Origin of the sequence: Rhodococcus sp. NPDC079359, from assembly GCF_040702585.1 — a bacterium.
Classification (GTDB): Bacteria; Actinomycetota; Actinomycetes; order Mycobacteriales; family Mycobacteriaceae; genus Rhodococcoides.
In genome coordinates, this window is record NZ_JBFBLH010000005.1 from 26,656 (window position 1) to 46,628 (window position 19,973).

Here is a 19,973-nt window from a genome sequence, read left to right on the forward strand (position 1 = left end):
GCGACGACACGTACCGACCGTCCAGCCGGTACAGTGATCGAGAGTACCGCGAACCGTCCAGCCGGTAAAGTGACTTTCATGTCATCGGACACCCGCGACCGAATACTCGACGCACTCGAATCGATGCTGATCGAACACGGCATGACCAAAGTGACCCTCGACAGTGTCGCCGCCGCCGCAGGCGTCTCCAAGGGCGGCCTGCTCTATCACTTCAAGACCAAGGACGCGCTGATTGCCGCCATGGTGCGACGACTCGGTGCCCAAGCCGACAAGCAACGCGCCGACGCCGCAGCAGGCGGTACCTCGGTGGCCGAGTGGTATCTGCAACCACCCGACTCCATCTCCGAGAAGGAGATCGCGCTGTATCGATCGACCCTGGCCGCGTTGCGCAGCGTCGACGGTAATTCCGGCGAGGTGCAGGACGCCGTCACAGAGATGATGCGGTTGTGGGACGAGGGTCTGCGCACCGAGATCGACGATCCGGTTCAGGCCGAGATCATCCGACTCGTCGGCGACGGCATCTACCTCGGAGCCCTTCTCGATCTCCCGGGCGTGGACCCCGAACTGCATCGACGGGTGGTCGATCGCCTCCTCGGCCGGTAACTCCGCGGGTAGGTCCGGTGCGCCGACTCAGGTCAGGTAGCGGTACACCGGAGAGCCCGGCTCCAGCTGCTCGACGTGCAGGTGCGAATCCCGCATACGTTCGAGCAGCGGGCTCAATCCGGCCGCCGACCCGAGTTCGACGCCCACCAGAGCCGCACCGGTCTCGCGGTTGTTGCGCTTGACGTACTCGAACAGCGTGATGTCGTCCTCGGGGCCGAGCACCTCGTCGAGGAATCGGCGCAGCGCCCCGGGTTCCTGTGGGAAATCGACCAGGAAGTAGTGCTTGAGCCCCAGGTGGACCAGAGAGCGCTCGAGGATTTCGCCGTAACGGGAGACGTCGTTGTTACCACCCGAGACCAGGCACACGACGGTACTGCCAGGGGCGATGTCGAGGTGCTCGAGCGCAGCCACCGCGAGTGCGCCCGCGGGCTCGGCGATGACGCCCTCGTTCTGGTAGAGCGCCAGCATCGCCGTGCAGATCGCGCCCTCGTCGATCTGCGTGATCAGGAACGCGCCCGGGCCCGCACTGTCGAACACCGGCGCAGTGAGCAGCGGCAGCGAGGCATGCGAGACCACACTCGCTCCCAGCGACCGCAGCGCGGCGTACGGCACGTCTCCGATGCGGCGGACGGCTGCTCCGTCGACAAACGGATCGATGTCGGCGAGCGTCACCGGACCACCGGCGATCAGTGCGGCGGTCATCGACGCGGCTCCGGACGGCTCGACGCCGACCAGTGAGGTCTGCGGTGCTCGCTCGCGCAGGTAGCTCGAGATGCCCGCGATGCATCCGCCGCCGCCGACCGGCATCACGACGACATCCGGCGCGCCGCCGAGCTGGTCGACGATCTCGGCGGCGATGGTGCCCTGGCCGGCCACGGTTCGGGGGTCGTCGAACGGCGGCACCATCGTGGCACCGGTACGAGCGACATCCTCGGCAGCGGCGGCAGCCGCCGCGTCGAACGTGTCGCCGATGACGATGAGATCGACGAACTCCCCACCGTGCACCCGGATGCGGTCACGCTTCTGCTTCGGGGTGTTGGCCGGGACGTAGATCCTCCCCCGCACCTGCATCGTGCGGCATGCGAATGCGACGCCCTGCGCATGGTTCCCGGCGCTCGCCGTCACCACGCCCACGGCGAGCTCGGCGTCCGTCAGCTGATCCATCAGGTTGTATGCCCCGCGAATCTTGTACGACCGCACGATCTGCAGGTCCTCGCGCTTGAGGTAGACCTTCGCGCCCGTCTCCGCAGACAGCCGCTCGCACAGCTGCAGGGGTGTCGCGGCCACCACCGAAGAAATTCGCACCGCAGCGGCATCGATGTCGGCAGCGGTGACGGCTACCGACGATGAGTGCTGGGAGGCGAGTTCAGGGGATGAAGACACCAGGACATGCTGCCACCAGCGTGGAACGGTTGCCCATCCGGGACCGTTCCACGCTGGACACCGGGTCGTTCCGCAGGCTCGACTCCGGAACGCCGGCCACGGCGACTCAGGCGCGCGAGAGAACCAGAACCGGTATCTCGCGGTCGGTCTTCTTCTGGTAGTCGGCGTAGTCGGGGTACGCGGCAACCGAGCGTTCCCACCACACGGCCTTCTCGTCGCCGGTCACTTCACGTGCGATGTAGTCGTGCTTCTCGGGACCGTCCTGCAGCTCGACCAGTGGCTCGGCCTTGACGTTGTGGTACCAGACGGGGTGTTTCGGTGCGCCGCCGAGGGAGGCGACGATGGCGTACTCGCCGTCGTGTTCGACCCTCATCAACGGCGACTTGCGGAGCTTGCCGCTCTTGTTGCCCTTCGTGGTCAGCAGCACGACCGGCATGCCGTTCATCATCGTGCCTTCGGTTCCGCCGGAGTTCTCGTACAGCTCGGCCTGCTCGCGGGCCCAGTCGGATGAACTCGGTTCGTATTCTCCTGTCAATGGCATGGCTTTCAGTCAACACCCACCGACGTGGCGACGCCAGGAGATCGCCAACAATGCCAGGCCGGAGGGCAAGTTCGGTAGACCGAATCTTTTGTTGGGTATAGTCTGAACTTCCCGCAGCGGAGACCCGAATCTGCCGGTGGCACCAGAGGAGAACGCGATGACCTACACGAGCACCCAGGTGAGCCGTCGACCCGCTCCTACCCTGCGCACCACGGACGTGGCAGGCACCGCGTGGCCGGTATACAAGCTCGAAGCCCTCGCACTCGGATTTCTCGTGTTCGCCGCGACCCTCGTCATCGCAGGCTCGCTGCAGGCAGCCGTGCTGGCCGGCGCAGCGGTCGCCGTAGTCGCCTGGTGGACGCTGCGGCTGACCGAGCTGGGTTGGACCGGGCCGGCGTCAGCCCGTCAGGCAGCCCGGCCCCAGTAGCGCCTTCAGGTCGCCCATCAACGCCGAGGTCGGCGTCACCCTCAGGCTGTCGTCCAGCTTCATCGTGGTGATCTTGTCGCCGCTGACCAGCCGCAGATGGACGTCCGAGGTCCCGGGGTGACTGATCAACACCCGCTTGAGCGCGCCGACCTTGTCGGCGGTGCACAGTCGCGTCGGTAGACTCACTGCGAGCGGCTTGTCGATACCGATGGCCGAAAGATCCGGCACCGCAAGGTCGTTCGCGATCAAGGAAACCCGGTCGTCACGCACCGAAACCCGACCCTTGACCAGCACCACCGAGTCCTCGGTGACATCGGCACCGAACACCGAGTACGCCTGTGGGAAGAACAGCACCTCGATACCACCGGCCAGGTCCTCGAGCTGAGCCGACGCCCACGTCAGACCGTTCTTGTTGATCCGACGATTCACCGAGGCCAGAATGCCGCCGACGGTGACCTGGGTGCCGTCCTTGATGTCACCCTCGAGAATGGTCGGGATGTTGCAGTCGGACTTCGCCGCCAACATGTGCTCGACACCCAGGAGCGGGTGGCCCGAGACGTAGAGACCGAGCATCTCGCGCTCGAGGGCGAGCCGATGCTTGGATTCCCACTCCTCGTCCGGCACTCGGACGTTGAACACCGCGGAGATCGACTCGTCGGCGTCCTCGCCGCCGAACAGGTCGAACTGGCCGATCGCCTCGGCCTTCTTGGTACCCATCACCGCGTCGATCGCATCGGCGTGAATGAGCATCAGACCTTTGCGCGGATGATCGAGCGAGTCGAAAGCACCTGCCTTGATGAGAGATTCGGTGACCTTCTTGCTGCACGCGACCGCGTCGATCTTGCCGAGGTAGTCGGAGAAGTCGGTGTACTTCGACTTCTCCGATCGCGCCCTGATGATCGACGCGACCACATTGGTACCGACGTTACGGACCGCGCCGAGACCGAACCGGATGTCCTTGCCCACCGACGCGAAGTTGAGTTCGGACTCGTTGACGTCCGGCGGCAACACCGTGATCCCGAGCTTGCGGCAATCGGCCAGGTAGATCGCAGCCTTGTCCTTGTCGTCGCCGACGCTGGTGAGCAGGCCGGCCATGTACTCGGCCGGGTAGTTGGCCTTCAGGTACGCCGTCCAGTACGACACCAGGCCGTAGCCGGCGGAGTGAGACTTGTTGAACGCGTAGCCCGCGAAGGGCAGCACGGTGTCCCACAGCGCCTTGATGGCCGCCTCGGAGAAGTCGTTGTCCAACATGCCCTGCCGAAACCCGGCGTACGCCTTCTCGAGCTCGGAGAGCTTCTTCTTACCCATGGCACGACGCAGCAGGTCGGCTTGGCCCAGGGTGTAGCCGGCCACCTTCTGAGCGAGCTGCATGATCTGCTCCTGGTAGACAACCAGGCCGTAGGTCTCGCCGAGAATCACCTTGAGCGGCTCTTCAAGCTCCGGGTGGATCGGCTTGACCTCTTGCCTACCGTTCTTGCGGTCGGCGTAATCGTTGTGCGAGTTCATGCCCATCGGACCGGGCCGGTACAGCGCCAGGACGGCGACGATGTCCTCGAAACCGGTGGGCTGCATTCGCCGTAGCAGATCGCGCATGGCACTGCCGTCGAGCTGGAAGACGCCGAGAGTGTCTCCGCGAGAGAGCAAGTCGAAGGTCGCCGGGTCGTCGAGCGGGAGAGCGTCGAGGTCGATGTCGATGCCGCGGTTGGCCTTGATGTTGTCGATGGCGTCACCGATGACGGTGAGGTTTCGCAGGCCCAGGAAGTCCATCTTGAGCAGGCCGATGGCCTCGCACGACGGGTAGTCCCAGCCGGTGATGATCGCGCCGTCCTGCGCGCGCTTCCACACGGGAATCGCGTCGGTCAGCGGCTCGGAGGACATGATGACCGCGCAGGCGTGCACGCCTGCGTTGCGAATCAGGCCCTCGAGTCCCTTGGCCGTCTTGTAGATGGTCGCGACGTCGGGGTTGGAGTCGATGAGCGCTCTAACCTCGACGGCTTCCTTGTAGCGCTCGTGCGACGGATCGGTGATGCCCGCCACCGAGATGTCCTTGGCCATGATGGGCGGCGGCAGCGCCTTGGTGATCTGATCGGCGATCCCGAAACCTGGCTGGCCGAACTGCACTCGGGCCGAGTCCTTGATCGCGGCCTTGGTCTTGATGGTGCCGAACGTGATCACCTGGGCGACGCGATCGCTGCCCCACTTCTCGGTGGCGTAGCGGACCATCTCACCGCGGCGGCGATCATCGAAGTCGATATCGATATCGGGCATCGACACACGCTCGGGGTTGAGGAATCGCTCGAAGAGCAGACCGTGCGGCAGTGGGTCGATGTTGGTGATGCCCATGGCGTAGGCGACCAACGATCCGGCGGCGGAACCTCGGCCCGGCCCGACGCGGATGCCGACGGCCTTGGCGTGGTTGATCAGGTCGCCGACCACGAGGAAGTAGGCCGGGAAGCCCATCTCGAGGATGACCTTGATCTCGTACTCGGCGCGTGCCAGGTAGTCCTCGGCGGGGCCGTCGGGGAACCGTCGCTCGAGTCCGGTCATGACCTCGTGGCGCAACCAGGTGCCCTGGGTGTGACCCTCGGGCACGGGGAAGATCGGCATGCGGTCGCGGTGCGCCCACACCTCGTCGTAGGGCTGTACTCGCTCGGCGATGAGCAGGGTGCTGTCGCACGCACCGGGCACCTGGTCGTCCCAGAGCTCGCGCATCTCGGCGGCGGACTTGAGGTAGTAGCCGTCACCGTCGAACTTGAACCGAGTGGGATCGCTGAGCGTCTTACCGGTCTGGATGCACAGCAGCGCCTCGTGGTTCTCGGCGGCGTCCTTGGTGACGTAATGGCAGTCGTTGGTGGCCAACGGCGGGATCGAGAGCTTCTTGCCGATGTCGAGCAGGCCTTCGCGGACGCGTCGCTCGATGGACAGGCCGTGATCCATCAGTTCGAGGAAGAAGTTCTCCGGACCCCAGATCTCGCGCCACTTGGCAGCGGCCTCGAGCGCCTCACGATCCTGGCCGAGTCGCAACCGAGTCTGCACCTCACCCGACGGGCAGCCGGTGGTGGCGATGATGCCCTCGGCGTGCGAGGCGATGATCTCCTCGTCCATCCGGGCCCACTTGCCCAACTGACCCTCGATGGAAGCGAGCGAGGACAGCTTGAACAGGTTGCGGACTCCGGTGGCGTTCTCGGCAACCATCGTCATGTGCGTGTACGCACCGCTACCCGAGACGTCGTCGGACTTCTGGCTGCGGTCGCCCCACAGCACACGCTTCTTGTTGAACCGGGACTCGGGCGCGATGTAGGCCTCGATGCCGATGATCGGCTTGATGCCGGCCTTCTTGGCCTCGTTGTAGAACTCGCTGGCCCCGTACATGTTGCCGTGGTCGGTCATGCCGACTGCCGTCATCTCCAACCGTGCTGCCTCGGCGAACATCGCGCCGATCTTGGCGGCACCGTCGAGCATCGAATATTCGGTGTGGTTGTGCAGATGAACGAACGAATCGGCCACGAAGGTTCTCTCCTGAAGGTCGTGCGTCGGCGTCAATACGAGCCGCGAACGTACTCACTGTAAGCGGTCGAACCGACAGAATTTTCACGCTGCCGGTGTGTCCTGGGAGGACGTGACAGGTGTGACGGATGCGACGAGAAATCGCCTCATTCGGCCGGCACGGGACCGTCGTCCGGGAGCGGACCGACGACGTCGACGTGCTCCGGCAGGAGCGGCTCGACTGCGAATTTGCCGGACACCGCATCCGGCGGAAGCGCCTGCACCGCTCGCACATCGGCGCGGCCGGCCAGCGCGGTCAACTCGGCCGGGGTCCCGCGCACCACCAACGTCACCACACACGCACACCCGTCGAACAGACGTTGCTGCGACACTGCGGCGATCTGCGCCTGCCGGTCCCCCGCCCCGAACGATTCGGTGGCCAGGCTCGCTGCTCGCGCGGTCGAATTCAGTACCGAGCGCTCGCTGCCCGGCACGCCGACGGTCAGTATCGGGGTCTGCACACGATCGAGCGGAACACGCAAAAGCACCTGCGAGATACGAATTCCGTCGGCGACGGCATAGGCCTGTTGGGCGGTGAGTTCGCGATCGAACGACACCGAGCCCCAGCGAGGTTCGGTGTTGTCGCTGCGCAGGCTCGCCTCGGCGCGGGCCAGGTAATCGATCACCTGCTCGCCGCTGTCCGGGCCGAGCCGGTCGGTGCCCACGCCCAGCTGTCGTACCGGGTTGAGGTGCCCGACCACCGCGAGCGCCACGAACACGAGTGCCGCGGCAACGACACCGCCCAGCACTCCCCTGGTGCGCATCACGCCTTCCGAAGCACCTCGAGTGCGTGCTCGAGGTCGGCCGGATACTTGCTCTCGATCTCGACCCAGCGACCGTCGGACGGATGCGCGAAGCCGAGCGACCGCGCATGCAGCCACTGCCGCTCCAGGCCCAACCGTTCGGCCAGCCGCGGATCGGCACCGTAGGTCAGATCGCCGCAGCACGGATGTCGCAGAGCCGAGAAATGCACCCGAATCTGGTGCGTGCGACCGGTTTCCAAGTGCACGTCCAGCAGGCTCGCGGCCTGGAACGCCTCGACCGTGTCGTAGTGGGTGACGCTGGGCTTGCCGTCGGCACGGACGGCGAACTTCCAGTCGTTGCTGCCGTGTCGACCGATCGGGGCATCGATCGTTCCACTGCTCGGATCCGGATGTCCCTGCACCAGTGCGTGATAGCGCTTGTCGATCGTGCGCGCCTTGAACGCCCGCTTGAGCACGGTGTACGCCCGCTCGGACGTGGCGACCACCATGACCCCGGACGTGCCGACGTCGAGGCGGTGCACGATGCCCTGCCGCTCGTGCGCACCGGAGGTCGAAATTCGGAAACCGGCGGCCGCGAGACCGCCGATGACGGTGGGTCCGGTCCAGCCGACGCTGGCATGCGCAGCGACCCCGACGGGCTTGTCCACGGCCACGATGTCGTCGTCTGCATAGAGGATGTCCATCCCCTCGACCGGCTCGGCCTCGATCGTCAACTCACGGGCCGGCTCGGGCAGCGTCACTTCGAGCCACGACCCGGCGGCCAGCCGGTCGGACTTGCCGACGGCACCGGCATCGACCAGAACCGAGCCCTCCTCGGCCAGCGCCGCGGCGACGGTACGCGAGAGCCCGAGCAGCCGAGCGAGACCGGCGTCGACCCTCATTCCGTCCAGACCGTCGGGCACCGGCATCGAGCGCGATTCCCTCACTTGTCGGCCTCGGCTGCGGCATCGGATTTCGCCTTCGTCACCCGTTCACCGTTCGGCTCGAACCCGAACAGGCTCAGGACGACGAGCAGGATCGCACCACAGACGATGGACGAATCGGCAACGTTGAACACCGGCCACCAGCCCACCGACACGAAGTCGACGACGTGTCCCTGGAACGGACCCGGGGCACGGAAGAATCGGTCGATCAGGTTGCCGAGCGCGCCGCCGAGAACCAGACCCAAACCCAGTGCCCACCACGGCGATCGCAGCGTCCGACCGATCTTGATCACACCGATGACGACCGCGACTGCCACGACCGTGAGCAACCAGGTCATTCCGGTGGCCATCGAGAACGCCGCACCGGGATTACGCACCAGCCGCAACGTCACGACGTCTCCGACGATCGAAATCGGGTTGCCGGGCTTGACGTAATGCACCACCACGATCTTGGTCACGAGGTCGAACAGCAGAATCACGGCCGCGATCACGACCAGCAACCGCGTCTTGAGCGGCTTCGGAACGAGACTCGCGGCGCTGTCGGTATCGGTCACCTGCGAGTCCGCGGTCTCGTTCGGTGCCGGAACACTACTCGTCTCGGCTGGCGGATCGTCGGCGCGGTCTTCACTCACCTGTCCATCATGGCGTATGGACGGCGGCGGGTCCTCATCCGTGCCGCGCACCACCGGTCTCCACGGGCGGTGTCAGTAGCCTGGTGGCCGTGAAGTCGACCGATCGTTTCCGCACCGTCCGCTCCGGCACCGTCCGCTCCGGTTTCCTCGCTGCCTGCTGTGCAGTGGTCCTCGTCGCCGGATGTTCGAGCACCGACACCGACACCGATCCCGCTCCCGAGCAGGCGGCGTCCTCGAACGAGGTGACGATCGCCGTGACGCCGACGACCACCACCGTGGTCGACCCCGGCACCGAACCGCGACGCGTACTGGCCTTCGAAACCTCCGACGCGAACGAGCAGAACGTGGACCTCACCACCACCTCCACCGTCTCGCAGCAGATCAGCGACGGGGCTCCACAGGACTTCTCCAGCCCCGAACTGACCGTGCCCCTGTCCGCATCGACGTCCGACACCGTCCCGGACGACGACGCCTCGACCGGCGCTACCCGGTCCGTCGAGCTGACCATCGGAGCTGCGACGTCGCCCGACGAGGGACTGACCGACGCCCTCTCCGCATCCGAGGGCTCGTCGGCACGGCTGGCGACCACCGACTCGGGAGCGATCACCGCACTGCACATCACCCCCGCCGACGCCGCGCTCGACACCGCCCGCGCGGCGATCGAACGCTCGTTGAACGCCGCGGTGTACCGCTCCGTCGACTTCCCCGAGGCCGAGGTGGGAGTGGGCGCGACATGGACCGTCGATCAACAGGTACTGAGCGGCATCACGTTGAACCAGCGCACCACGGTCACGCTGCGAGCACTCGACGGTGACCGAGCGACCCTGGACGTCGCGATCACCCAGACACCCGAATCGACCACCTGGAACCTGCCCGACGACGCGGGGACGCTGAACATCGAGACCTACACGTTCACCGGATCGGGAACGCTCGAGATCGATCTGACCCGACCGCTTCCCGTCGGCGGATCGATCACCGCAGGTGGAGAGCAGATGTACACCGACCCCGAAAGCACGACCGTGCTGCGTCAGACCGTCGGAGATTCGATCACCTGGGCTGCCCGATGACGGCGCGGACCGCGACGCAGCTGCTGGCGGCGCTGTCTGTCCTCGGCGTCGCCGCGTCCGGGTGCAGCGCAGACGAGCCGGCCCCGACCCCTGCACCCGCGCCCAGCTCCGTCCCCGCACCCGACCCCCTGCTCGGTGCCCCGATCACCGACTCCGGTGTCCTTGCCGCAGCGATGTTGGGTCTCGGCGACCTTCCGGACGGTTTCTCCTCGATTCCCGACCCCGTCCAGGATCTCGGTCTCGACCCGGCTCCCGAGTACGACTCACCCGACGAGTCCGGTACCGACCCTGCCGAGTGCGCTGCGGTACTGGCACCGATCTCGGAGCAGCGGGGCGGTGCGGCCTCGAACGCAGTCGTCCGCTTCTCGGGACCGAACTTCTCCTCGATCGACGAGGATGCGGCGAGCTACCCCGATACGGGCACGGCCGAGGCCTTCACGGCGATCCAGCAGGCTTGGGTGGGGTGCACGACGTTCAGCGGCACGGACGCGGACGGGGTGAGCGTCGACTACGCGTTGGCGGGCCGGGAGCAGTCCTCGGTCGGCGACGCATCGGCCTCGGTACGCCTGACCACCAGCAGTGAAGGGTTCACCTTGGTCTCCGATGTGGTGGTGGCCGTGGTCGACTCGACCGTCGTCCAGATCGTCGTCTCGGATCAGGCCGGCCTGGAACCGGAGACCGTGACCGCTGTCGCCGAGGCTGCCGTCGAACGCATTCGATCGGTGACACCGAGCATGTGAATCGAGCCGGGTACCACGAAAAACTGCCGGTGACACGTCCCCTCGGGGATATGTCACCGGCAGTGTTCTTGTCGGTCAGAGACGATCGGCAGGACTCAGGGTGCGGGGCACGCCGGGCTGGTCAGCTGCGCGAGCGAGACGATGCCGCACGCGTTGTCCTTGGAAAGCTTCCAGACGCCGTCCTCGGGGACGAACTGGAAGGTGCCGGGGTTGGCCTGGCCGTTGAGCGTGATCGTGATGCCTGCGTTGAGGACGCCGGTGCCGAGATCGTCGATGCTGGTGATCTCGATCTGCGCGTTGTTTGCGACGGCAGCTGCGGCGACCTGGTTGATCAGTTCGGGGTCCTCGGATGCACCCTGGATCAGGGCGGCCTTCTCCTCGACCGGAACGTTGGGGTCGAGCCCGCGTACGAGCTGAGCGTTGAGGTCCTCCACGGTCGGCACCGGCGGGTACGCACCGGCGTCGGGAGCGGCAGCGGCAGAAGTTGTGACCGCCGTCGTCGTCGCGGTGGGCTCTTCGTCGCCTCCGGAGCTGCAGGCGGTCATGGTGAGCGCTCCGGCGATGGCGATGCCGGCAACCATTGCCCGTCGGGTGTTACGAAGCTTCAAGTGCTTGTCCTTTTCACTCTGAGTCACGTCTCGATCGTTCTGTGACTCGTCGGTCGTCTGGAATGGGGTCGTCTCGGACCTGGTCCACTATGTCAGCTCGACACGCCCGAGTCACAACGCGATCGGCATACCTGTGAAACCTCACAGAGTTTCCTCAGCGACGCCACAACTCACTTCAGGCTGTCGAGAACGTCGGCAACGACCAGGTTCTCGTCCGATTCGGCGAAGGTGCGCGCGATTCCCGGCCCGCTGGTTCGCGTCTCGAATCGCACGGTCACCACCGAGTGACCGGCCCCCTGCACCCAGCCGTGACCGAAGTCGGGGTGCCGGACGTCCATGCCCGGTTGCCACCGCGGACCGTCCGGGACGACGACATCCGCGGCGGCCTCGATCGGTGCGAGCGACTCCTCGGTCGCATCCGCGGCCGGCTCGTACTCCAGCTCGGGAAACAGCGAACCTTGTCGCACGGCCGACAGCCCGGCCAGCCCGACGCCGACCAGCCTGATCGGACCTACGTCGACCGGATCGACGGCAAGTCGCTGCGCCGTGGCCACGATGGTCTGCTTGTCCACCGTCGCGTACGGCAACGTTGCCGATCGGGTGATGATGCTCATATCGGACTTGCGCAGTTTCAGTACCACCGTCCTGGCACCCCGACCGTCCTTCAACAACCGGCGATGCGTCGAATCGACGATGGACTCGATGGCCGGGCGGAGTTGAGCGAGAGAGATCACGTCCTGCGCGAACGTTGTCTCGGCGCTGACCTGCTTGGCCTCGGCCCGTTCGGCCACGACGCGATTGTCGATTCCGCGTGCGAGCTGATGCAGGCTCGGCCCCATCGTGGCCCCGAGAATCGACGCCACCTCGGACTCCGGCGTGGCCACGAACTTGCCGATGGTGTCGATTCCCAAGCGCCGCAAGCGCTCTCCGGCCACCGGTCCGATCCCCCACAGTTTCCGGACCGGCAGAGCCGCCATCAACTCGGCCTGGATTCCCGGAGCAACGACGGTGATGCCGTCGGGTTTGGCCAGTCCCGACGCGATCTTGGCGATCTGCTTTCCGGATCCGGCACCGATCGAGGCGACCAGTCCGGTCTCGGCGAGTATCAGTGCGCGCAGGCCCGCGCAGAACTGCTCGACCTCGTGAACCGTCGCACCGGCGAGTTCGAGCGGCTCACCGAACGCCTCGTCGATCGAGAGTTGTTCGAGAACGGGCATGGGTCCGCGCAGTGCCTCGAAAGCGCGTCGGCTGAGCTCGGAGTAGAGAACGAACCGCGGTGGCAACACCACGGCCCCGGCTCCGACGAGTCGGCGGGCCTGATGCATCGGCATGGCAGAACGCGCCCCGAACGCACGCGCCTGATAGCTGCAACCGGCCACCACTCCCCGCCCACCCGCGCCGCCGACGAGAACCGGGCGGCCCCGCAATGTGGGGCGAGTGAGCTGTTCGGCGGACGCGAAGAACGCGTCCATGTCCAGGTGCAGCACCCATCGGCGACTCCGCAGAGTGTCGTCGGCGATGTTCGACATCGTCAGCCGAGATCGACGGTGAAGCCGAGCGCCTGCGCCGCCCGTTCGGGTGTCGGATCCGACCACAGCTCGCCGTACACCTCGCTCGTCGTCAGCGATCGCATGTGCGCGGTGTCGATGTACAGGGTGCCGTGGAGATGGTCGGTCTCGTGGGCCACGATCCTGGCCGGCCAGCCGGCAACCACCTCGTCGATCTCGCGACCGGCTTCGTCGGTGCACTCGAGCCGCACCTCGGCCGCTCGCGTCACGACGGCCTGATAACCGGGAACACTGAGACAACCCTCGTAGAAGCCTGCGGTCCGCGATCCGACCGGGGTGTACCGGGGATTGACCAGGACCCGGAACGGAAGCGGTGTGCGCTCCCGGACCCGGGACACCTCCGCTTCGACGTCGCAGCGATCCTCGATCACTGCGATCTGCAACGGGATGCCGATCTGCGGTGCGGCCAGGCCGACACCGGGCGCGTCGTGCATGGTCGCGCGCATCACCTCGATCAACTCCGCGAACGTCTCGGAATCGAGCTGACCGGAATACCGGGCAGCCCCGGACCGCAGAACCGGGTCACCCGCCGCGACGATGGGCACGACGCCGCCGCGAGCTTCGGCGAGAAGCTCGCGGACTGCACCGACCGATACGTCGCCGTCGATCATGACGACTTGGTGATCGCTGCCCGCACTCCCTCACCGAGATCGCTGCCGTCGTCGCCGACGCGTCCGTCGACGAGCGAGAGTGCGAGCACCTCACCGGCGATGAGATCGCGGTGCGTGTCGAGCCACGCCTGCCGATGTTCGGGGACCTCGATGACGATGTCGATGCGGTCCGAGACGTCGAAGCCGTGATTACGACGCGCGTCCTGCAGTTCGCGGATGCGGTCCTTGGCCCAGCCCTCGGCTTCGAGCTCCTCGGTGACGGCGGAATCGAGCACGACCAGTCCGGCGTTTCCGGGCAACGGTGCCGTCGATTCGGGCTCGGCGGCAACGAGCCTGCGAGTGAATTCCTCCGGCAGCAGCGCAATTCCTGCTGCGCTCACCACACCGTCCGCGTCCTCGGACCAATCGCCTGCCTTCACGGCCTTGATGACGGTCTGGACGTCCTTGCCGATACGCGGGCCCGCAGCACGCGCATTGACGACGAGCTCGAACTTTCCGTGTACCGCAACGTCTTCGGTCAGATCGACCTTCTTGACGTTGACCTCGTCGGCGATGATGTCGACGAACGGACGCAGCCGCTCCGCATCGGCGGCCGCGACGGTCACCTCGGGCAGCGGCAACCGCACGCGCAGGTTCTGTGCCTTGCGCAGACCCAGAACGGTCGAGCACACGGTGCGGACCTCGTCCATGCTCTCGACGAGTTCGGGATCCGACGGCAGTTCGTCGGCCTCGGGCCAGTCCGTCAGGTGCACCGAGCGGCCACCGGTCAAGCCCCGCCACACCACTTCGCTGATCAGCGGCAACAGCGGGGCGGCGATGCGCGTGAGCACCTCGAGCACGGTGTGCAGGGTGTCGATCGCGTCGGCGTCCTCGCTCCAGAACCGCGAACGCGACCGTCGCACATACCAATTGGTCAGCGCATCGCAGAACGTGCGCAGCTCGTCGCAGGCACCGGCGATGTCGTTGCCCTCGAGCGCATCGGTGATCGCGTCGCGGGTGGCCGACAGCTTGGCAAGGACGTAGCGATCGAGCACGTGCGGAGAATCGGTCCGCCACTGCCCGGGCTTCGAGGCGTAGAGCTGAAGGAAGCTCCACGCATTCCAGATCGGCAGCAACGCCTGGCGGACGCCCTCGCGGATGCCTTGCTCGGTGACGATGAGGTTGCCGCCGCGCAGGATCGGTGAGGACATCAGGAACCACCGCATGGCGTCGGAGCCGTCGCGGTCGAAGACCTCCTTGACGTCCGGGTAGTTACCCTTGGACTTGCTCATCTTCAAGCCGTCGTCGCCGAGCACGATGCCGTGTGCAGCAACGGTTTTGAACGCAGGACGATCGAACAGCGCGGTCGCGAGCACGTGCAGGGTGTAGAACCAGCCGCGCGTCTGCCCGTTGTACTCGACGATGAAATCGCCCGGGTTGTGCGTGGAGAACCACTCCTCGTTCTCGAACGGGAAGTGCACCTGCGCATACGGCATCGAGCCGGACTCGAACCAGCAGTCCAACACCTCGGGAACGCGGCGCATCGTGGACTTACCCGTCGGGTCGTCCGGGTTGGGACGCGTCAGATCGTCGATGTAGGGCCGGTGCAGATCGGTCGGCCGCACACCGAAGTCACGCTCGAGCTCGTCCAGGCTGCCGTACACATCCAGCCGCGGGTAGGCCGGGTCGTCGGAGGTCCACGCCGGAATCGGGCTGCCCCAGTATCGGTTTCGGCTGATGTTCCAGTCGCGTGCACCTTCGAGCCACTTGCCGAACTGGCCGTCCTTGATGTGCTCGGGAACCCAGGTGATCTCCTGGTTCAGCTCGACCATCCGATCACGGAACTTGGTCACCGCGACGAACCATGACGGCACTGCCATGTAGATCAGTGGCTGACCACTGCGCCAGCTGTGTGGGTACGAGTGCTCGATGGTTTCGTGCCGCAGCAACCGACCCGAGGCCTTGAGGTCCTTGATGATCACCGGATTGGCGTCGAACACCATCAGGCCCTCGTACGGCGGCACCAGCGAGGTGAACTTGCCGCCTGCGTCGAGCGGTTGCACCACCTCGATGCCGTTCGCTGTGGCGACGTCCATGTCCTCCTCACCGAAAGCCGGTGCGAGGTGGACGATTCCGGTGCCCGAATCGGTGGTGACGTAGTCGGCCTGCAGCACGCGGTGCGAGTTCTCGTGGCCGAGAAAGAAGTCGTACGGCGGTGTGTAGGACAGTCCGACCAACTCGGAGCCGGTGTGCTCCGAGAGCACCTCCGGCTCCTCGCCGAGTTCCTTCGCGTAGTGCGAGAGTCGCTGCGCGGCAAGCACGTAACGCTCACCGTCGGCTCCTCGCACCTGTACGTAGTGCACCTCGGGATGCACCGCGATCGCCAGGTTCGACGGCAGGGTCCACGGCGTGGTAGTCCAGATCAACGCGTTCGCGCCGTCCAGGGGCGAGCCGGGAGCCGTCAACGGCATCGTGACGGTGACCGCGGGATCCTGACGCATCTTGTACGCGTCGTCGAGGCGGGTCTCCTGATTGGACAGGGGTGTCTGCTCGTACCAGCTGTACGGCAGAACTCGGTATCCCTGGTAGATCAGGCCCTTGTCGTGCAGCGTCTTGAATGCCCACATGACGGACTCCATGAAGTCGACGTCGAGGGTCTTGTAGTCGTTGTCGAAGTCGACCCACCGCGCCTGCCGGGTGACGTAGTCCCGCCACTCGTCGGTGTACTGGAGCACCGACTGCTTGCAGTAGGCGTTGAACTTCGCCAGACCCATCTCGTCGATCTCGGACTTGTCCTTGATACCGAGCTGCTTCTCCGCTTCCAGCTCTGCGGGCAGACCGTGGCAGTCCCAGCCGAAGCGACGCTCGACCTTCTTGCCCCGCATCGTCTGGAATCGCGGGACGAGGTCCTTGACGTAACCGGTGAGGAGGTGGCCGTAGTGCGGCAGACCGTTCGCGAAGGGAGGGCCGTCGTAGAAGACGAATTCCTCGGCACCCGCTCGATTGTCGATGCTCGCTCGGAAGGTGCCGTCCTCGGCCCACTCGTGCAGAACGATGCGTTCGAGATCGGGGAACGGGACGCTGCCCGATCGGCCCTCGGCCAAATCGACCAGCGGGTACGACGCATTCTTCGGACGTGCGCTCGCATCTGTCATATCTGTCTCCTCCGTGCCGGACGCGTACTGGACGCGACACCTCTTGGCACGGGGACGACATTCGACGATCGGGACGTCGGATACCGCGGTACCACCCCGCTTGCTCGGCTCCGACGACACCGTCGCCGGAGCAAGCCTCTCCACGTGAGCTGTGACGGGCTCACCCGTTCGGTTCTACTGGACGTCGATTCGAGGTGGTTGCCCATCGAACCGAGTCGTTCTTCCGAAGGCTCCCCGGTGATGGCCGGATCGACGCCTGAAACAACTGGGAAAAATCAGCACATATTACTTATCGGGTTCCAGCGGTGGCCGTTTGCCCGTCAATGCACCGACAAGTAGCAGAACTGCCCCCACGATACACACGACGATGCAGGCCCACGCCCACACGACCGACCCCGTCATCAAGGCCAGAACCAGAAAGCCGAAACCGATCGCCGCTGCGCCGAGAGTCAGGACCAGCACGTGATTCCTCGCTCACCGTTCGACGCGACGTCAGGGTCCGATGCTGCCGTGTTCGGCAGCATCGGCACGAACTCCTGCGTCAGTTGCCCTTGGCGTACGACTGGCTGTACCCCGACGACTGGTTGTCCTGGTTGAAGTTGTCCTGCCCGTTGTCCACCGGCAGCGCCGAGGAGCGGTTCTCGAGCTCTTCGAGCTGCGATTCCAGGTAGGACTTGAGCCGCACGCGGTATTCGCGCTCGAACGTCTTGAGCTGCTCGATGCGACCTTCGAGTACCGAACGCTGCTGGTTGATCGTCGCCATGATCTCGGTGTGCTTGCGCTCGGCGTCGGCCTGCAATGCGTCGGCCTTCTCCTTGGCCTGACGCAGCTGGGTCTCGGAGCGCGTCTGTGCGTCGGACAGCAGCGACTCGGACTTCTGCCGAGCCTCGGACATCATCGACTCCGAACGCGTGCGGGCATCCGAGACCAAACGCTCGGCGTTGGTGCGCGCGTTGCCGAGCAGTTGCTCGGACTCCGACTTGGCATCACCGGTGAGACGATCGGCCATCTCCTGAGCGAGGCCCAGAATCTTGGCGGCCTGCATGTTGGAGTCGCCGCTCTGCTGCGGGGCCGCCGCAACGGGTGCGACCGGAGCGGGCTGCGCCGCGACGGGCGGTGGCTTGGGGGGATCCACCGGGCGCTGTGGCTCGGCCTTCGGTGCCGCGACCTGAGCCGCCTGCGGGCTCTGCCGCGAAGCGTTCTTGGCGTCCGCAAGCTCCTGGTCGAGCTCACCGACCCGCTGGCGGAGGTCGGCGTTCTCTTCGATCAGTCGCGACAACTCTTGCTCGACGAGGTCGAGAAAAGCGTCGACCTCGTCTTCGTTGTAACCACGCTTACCGATGGGCGGCTTGCTGAACGCGACATTGTGCACATCAGCTGGAGTCAGCGGCATGGAAGGATCCCTTCACGCGTCTTGGGGCGGTAGAGCAAGCATTCAGTTATATGCCATTCCGCGCGAGTGCAGAACAATCAAACTGTAACTGGCGTCCATTCTGTCACACAGGACACGCAGCATGCGCTGGGTCCCGCGTTCTAACATTTCGTCTGCGATCTCAGGCCGCGAGACTGCTGGTCACATTCCACGCAATGAAGACGACGAACAGCAGGACCATGATGGACAGGTCCAGTCGAACTCCGCCGAGATTGAGCGGCGGAATTATCCTGCGGAGGAACTTCACCGGCGGGTCGGTGACCGTGAAGATCGCCTCGAGCACGATGACGACCAACCCGGTCGGTTGCCAATCTCTCGCGAAAGTTCTGATGAACTCGACGATGATTCGACCGATGAGAAGGAGCCAAAAAAGAAACAATACGATGTTGATCACCGTGAACACGATCACGGCTATACTCTGCCTGAATTCGACGGGCTGAGCAAAGCGCGCTGGTCACAGCCCCGTTCTACCACCCCGAACAGCGAATCTCTCACTGCTGACTGTAGAAGCCGGTCTCGGCGATCCGCCTGCGCTCCTGCGGCGAGACGTCGACGTCGGCCGGCGAGAGCAGGAATACCTTGGTCGCAACCTTGTCGAAGGAACCGCGCAGCGCGAAGGCGAGCCCGGCCGCGAAATCGACCAGGCGCTTGGCGTCGGCGTTGCTCATCTCGACCAGGTCCATGATGACCGGAGTGCCGTCGCGGAAGCGCTCACCGATGGTGCGCGCCTCGCTGTAGTCACGCGGTCGCAGCGTGGTGATCTTCGAGAGCGGGCCGCCGTCGTCCGCGATCGGGCTGCGTCGCGTCTCCGCACGCACGTCCATCCGAGTGTCCATGGCCAACGCTCCCCTGGTTGCCGCACCTCGCGTGGTCGGTGCCGCGCCACGTCCTCGTCCGCCGATCGGGGCCAGCGTCGCCGGACGCGGGGCCTCGTAGTCGTCGTAGTCGTCCTCGACCTGCGCGTGCCGAGATCCACCGAACGACGGCTTCACGAATTCACGCTCATCCATGTCGTCGTAGCTGTCACGACCACCACGGGAACTGCGTCGCGTGTCCGGATCGTCGAGGTAGTCGTCCTCGTAGTCGGCGAGCGGAACCATGCCGAAGTACGCCTTGAACTTGTGCAGGGTGCTCATCGTTCTGCCTTCCGTGGCGGTGTGTCTACTGTCCATCTCCAGGTTCGCAAGTGTCTGTTGTGACTGATGTGATCCATGGACTGTTATTGCGAGGTTATCGGCCGCGCGCCGAGTATTGCGGTACCGACACGCACGCACGTCGATCCGTGCCGCACAGCAGCTTCCAGGTCTCCGGTCATGCCTGCGGAGAGCTCGAGCGCTTGGGGATGATCGGCCGTCAGCCGACGGTGCAGGCTCTCGAGATCGGCGAATGCGGCGTCCGCATCGGCGTCGAGCGGTGGCACCGCCATCAACCCCGCCAAACGCAACCCGGACGCGTTCGACACCGCGTCGGCGAGCTCGTGGAGTTCGTCGCGTTCTACGCCGCCGCGGTGCACATCGCCGTCGAGACTGACCTGAACGATCACGTCGAGTTCGGTCCGACGCACACCCTCGTCCAATGCCGCCGTCGTCGCCTTGGACAGTGCGGCCACCAACCGCGCACTGTCCACGGAATGAATGGCGTGCGCCCACGCGGCAACCGACTTCGCCTTGTTTCGCTGCAGGTGTCCGATCATGTGCCAGCGAGGCGGATCGCCGACGAAATCTTCGGCCGTCTCGGCGACCTTGGGCGACGCGTCCTGCTCCCGGGACTCGCCGAAGTCGCGGCACCCCAGTTCGTAGAGAATCCGCACGTCCGAGGCGGGGAAGAACTTGGTCACCGGCAGCAGAGCCACGTCGGCAGGCGACCGGCCCGCGTCGACACAGGCGCGGTGCAGCCGCTCACGCACCGACGTCAACGCCGTCTCGATCTCCTGCGCCCGGTCGGTGCCCGACGCGCTGCCGGTGGGTTCGCTCATGACAACCTCCTGTGCCGGT

19 protein-coding genes are annotated in these 19,973 nt (G+C 65.6%); 4 read left to right on the forward strand and 15 right to left on the reverse strand.

Annotated elements, in window-relative coordinates; translation table 11 throughout:
- Window positions 1-78: 78 nt before the first annotated feature.
- Window positions 79-603 carry a TetR/AcrR family transcriptional regulator gene (locus tag AB0362_RS13620; RefSeq protein ID WP_366235717.1) on the forward strand — a complete coding sequence of 175 codons (525 nt, stop codon included), beginning with the start codon at window positions 79-81 and terminating at the stop codon, window positions 601-603.
- Between the two features lie 27 nt (window positions 604-630).
- On the opposite strand, the gene ilvA is transcribed toward AB0362_RS13620, so the two are convergent.
- Both ilvA and AB0362_RS13630 read right to left on the reverse strand, forming a co-directional pair.
- A complete protein-coding gene (ilvA, locus tag AB0362_RS13625) occupies window positions 631-1,986 on the reverse strand; it encodes a threonine ammonia-lyase IlvA (RefSeq protein ID WP_366235718.1) in 1,356 nt (451 codons plus the stop codon).
- A gap of 106 nt (window positions 1,987-2,092) precedes the next feature.
- Window positions 2,093-2,527, reverse strand: a complete 435-nt coding sequence (locus tag AB0362_RS13630) for a nitroreductase family deazaflavin-dependent oxidoreductase (protein ID WP_269593913.1) — start codon at window positions 2,525-2,527, stop codon at window positions 2,093-2,095.
- Between the two features lie 157 nt (window positions 2,528-2,684).
- On the opposite strand from AB0362_RS13630, the gene AB0362_RS13635 reads away from it, so the two are divergent.
- Entirely contained in the window at window positions 2,685-2,954 is a 270-nt protein-coding gene (locus AB0362_RS13635) for a hypothetical protein (RefSeq protein ID WP_366235719.1), read from the forward strand.
- On the opposite strand, the gene dnaE is transcribed toward AB0362_RS13635, so the two are convergent.
- The 4 genes from dnaE to lspA all read right to left on the reverse strand — a co-directional run bounded on the left by dnaE (window position 2,925) and on the right by lspA (window position 8,741).
- The gene (dnaE, locus tag AB0362_RS13640; RefSeq protein ID WP_269593911.1) at window positions 2,925-6,461 is read right to left on the reverse strand and encodes a DNA polymerase III subunit alpha; all 3,537 of its coding nucleotides are present in this window, start codon (window positions 6,459-6,461) and stop codon (window positions 2,925-2,927) included. The genes AB0362_RS13635 and dnaE overlap by 30 nt on opposite strands.
- Window positions 6,462-6,607: 146 nt before the next feature.
- Entirely contained in the window at window positions 6,608-7,264 is a 657-nt protein-coding gene (locus tag AB0362_RS13645) for a hypothetical protein (RefSeq protein WP_366235720.1), read from the reverse strand.
- Entirely contained in the window at window positions 7,264-8,190 is a 927-nt protein-coding gene (locus tag AB0362_RS13650) for an RluA family pseudouridine synthase (RefSeq protein ID WP_094640119.1), read from the reverse strand. The genes AB0362_RS13645 and AB0362_RS13650 overlap by 1 nt, the downstream gene beginning before the upstream one ends.
- Window positions 8,187-8,741 carry a signal peptidase II gene (lspA, locus tag AB0362_RS13655; protein ID WP_269593994.1) on the reverse strand — a complete coding sequence of 185 codons (555 nt, stop codon included), beginning with the start codon at window positions 8,739-8,741 and terminating at the stop codon, window positions 8,187-8,189. The genes AB0362_RS13650 and lspA overlap by 4 nt, the downstream gene beginning before the upstream one ends.
- Before the next feature lie 167 nt (window positions 8,742-8,908).
- Here lspA and AB0362_RS13660 point away from each other — a divergent pair, with 167 nt between their 5' ends.
- Both AB0362_RS13660 and AB0362_RS13665 read left to right on the forward strand, forming a co-directional pair.
- Complete coding sequence (locus AB0362_RS13660) at window positions 8,909-9,886, forward strand: hypothetical protein (RefSeq protein WP_317784367.1); 978 nt, start codon at window positions 8,909-8,911, stop codon at window positions 9,884-9,886.
- Window positions 9,883-10,626, forward strand: a complete 744-nt coding sequence (locus AB0362_RS13665) for a hypothetical protein (protein WP_317784368.1) — start codon at window positions 9,883-9,885, stop codon at window positions 10,624-10,626. The genes AB0362_RS13660 and AB0362_RS13665 overlap by 4 nt, the downstream gene beginning before the upstream one ends.
- Before the next feature lie 95 nt (window positions 10,627-10,721).
- Here the strand turns inward: AB0362_RS13665 and AB0362_RS13670 are convergent, their stop codons facing one another.
- From AB0362_RS13670 to AB0362_RS13710, 9 genes are all read right to left on the reverse strand, one after another.
- On the reverse strand, window positions 10,722-11,207 hold the full coding sequence (locus AB0362_RS13670) for a hypothetical protein (RefSeq protein WP_176460298.1): 486 nt from the start codon (window positions 11,205-11,207) through the stop codon (window positions 10,722-10,724).
- A 197-nt stretch (window positions 11,208-11,404) separates the two neighbouring features.
- On the reverse strand, window positions 11,405-12,763 hold the full coding sequence (locus AB0362_RS13675) for a DNA polymerase IV (RefSeq protein WP_366235820.1): 1,359 nt from the start codon (window positions 12,761-12,763) through the stop codon (window positions 11,405-11,407).
- A 2-nt stretch (window positions 12,764-12,765) separates the two neighbouring features.
- Window positions 12,766-13,413 (reverse strand): peptide deformylase, encoded by a 648-nt coding sequence (locus tag AB0362_RS13680; protein ID WP_366235721.1) that lies wholly within the window; start codon window positions 13,411-13,413, stop codon window positions 12,766-12,768.
- Complete coding sequence (gene ileS / locus AB0362_RS13685; protein ID WP_366235722.1) at window positions 13,410-16,547, reverse strand: isoleucine--tRNA ligase; 3,138 nt, start codon at window positions 16,545-16,547, stop codon at window positions 13,410-13,412. Before ileS ends, AB0362_RS13680 begins: the two co-directional genes overlap by 4 nt.
- Before the next feature lie 285 nt (window positions 16,548-16,832).
- Window positions 16,833-17,009 carry a hypothetical protein gene (locus AB0362_RS13690; protein WP_366235723.1) on the reverse strand — a complete coding sequence of 59 codons (177 nt, stop codon included), beginning with the start codon at window positions 17,007-17,009 and terminating at the stop codon, window positions 16,833-16,835.
- Window positions 17,010-17,088: 79 nt separating this feature from the next.
- Window positions 17,089-17,940, reverse strand: coding sequence for a DivIVA domain-containing protein (locus tag AB0362_RS13695; protein WP_366235724.1), 852 nt, complete (start codon window positions 17,938-17,940; stop codon window positions 17,089-17,091).
- Window positions 17,941-18,100: 160 nt separating this feature from the next.
- The gene (locus AB0362_RS13700) at window positions 18,101-18,388 is read right to left on the reverse strand and encodes a YggT family protein (protein WP_317784371.1); all 288 of its coding nucleotides are present in this window, start codon (window positions 18,386-18,388) and stop codon (window positions 18,101-18,103) included.
- Between the two features lie 82 nt (window positions 18,389-18,470).
- The gene (locus AB0362_RS13705) at window positions 18,471-19,115 is read right to left on the reverse strand and encodes a cell division protein SepF (RefSeq protein WP_300523136.1); all 645 of its coding nucleotides are present in this window, start codon (window positions 19,113-19,115) and stop codon (window positions 18,471-18,473) included.
- An 83-nt stretch (window positions 19,116-19,198) separates the two neighbouring features.
- On the reverse strand, window positions 19,199-19,954 hold the full coding sequence (locus AB0362_RS13710; protein ID WP_366235725.1) for a YggS family pyridoxal phosphate-dependent enzyme: 756 nt from the start codon (window positions 19,952-19,954) through the stop codon (window positions 19,199-19,201).
- Window positions 19,955-19,973 lie beyond the last annotated feature (19 nt).

What these genes read in the sequence shown, in the direction of transcription:
- AB0362_RS13665 (WP_317784368.1), top strand. Translation starts at nt 9,883, where the DNA reads ATGACGGCGCGGACCGCGACGCAGCTGCTGGCGGCGCTGTCTGTCCTC.
- AB0362_RS13695 (WP_366235724.1), bottom strand. Translation starts at nt 17,940, where the DNA reads ATGCCGCTGACTCCAGCTGATGTGCACAATGTCGCGTTCAGCAAGCCG.
- AB0362_RS13630 (WP_269593913.1), bottom strand. Translation starts at nt 2,527, where the DNA reads ATGCCATTGACAGGAGAATACGAACCGAGTTCATCCGACTGGGCCCGC.
- ileS (WP_366235722.1), bottom strand. Translation starts at nt 16,547, where the DNA reads ATGACAGATGCGAGCGCACGTCCGAAGAATGCGTCGTACCCGCTGGTC.
- AB0362_RS13645 (WP_366235720.1), bottom strand. Translation starts at nt 7,264, where the DNA reads ATGCGCACCAGGGGAGTGCTGGGCGGTGTCGTTGCCGCGGCACTCGTG.
- AB0362_RS13670 (WP_176460298.1), bottom strand. Translation starts at nt 11,207, where the DNA reads ATGGTTGCCGGCATCGCCATCGCCGGAGCGCTCACCATGACCGCCTGC.
- AB0362_RS13635 (WP_366235719.1), top strand. Translation starts at nt 2,685, where the DNA reads ATGACCTACACGAGCACCCAGGTGAGCCGTCGACCCGCTCCTACCCTG.
- AB0362_RS13675 (WP_366235820.1), bottom strand. Translation starts at nt 12,763, where the DNA reads ATGTCGAACATCGCCGACGACACTCTGCGGAGTCGCCGATGGGTGCTG.
- AB0362_RS13620 (WP_366235717.1), top strand. Translation starts at nt 79, where the DNA reads ATGTCATCGGACACCCGCGACCGAATACTCGACGCACTCGAATCGATG.
- AB0362_RS13710 (WP_366235725.1), bottom strand. Translation starts at nt 19,954, where the DNA reads ATGAGCGAACCCACCGGCAGCGCGTCGGGCACCGACCGGGCGCAGGAG.
- AB0362_RS13680 (WP_366235721.1), bottom strand. Translation starts at nt 13,413, where the DNA reads ATGATCGACGGCGACGTATCGGTCGGTGCAGTCCGCGAGCTTCTCGCC.
- AB0362_RS13705 (WP_300523136.1), bottom strand. Translation starts at nt 19,115, where the DNA reads ATGAGCACCCTGCACAAGTTCAAGGCGTACTTCGGCATGGTTCCGCTC.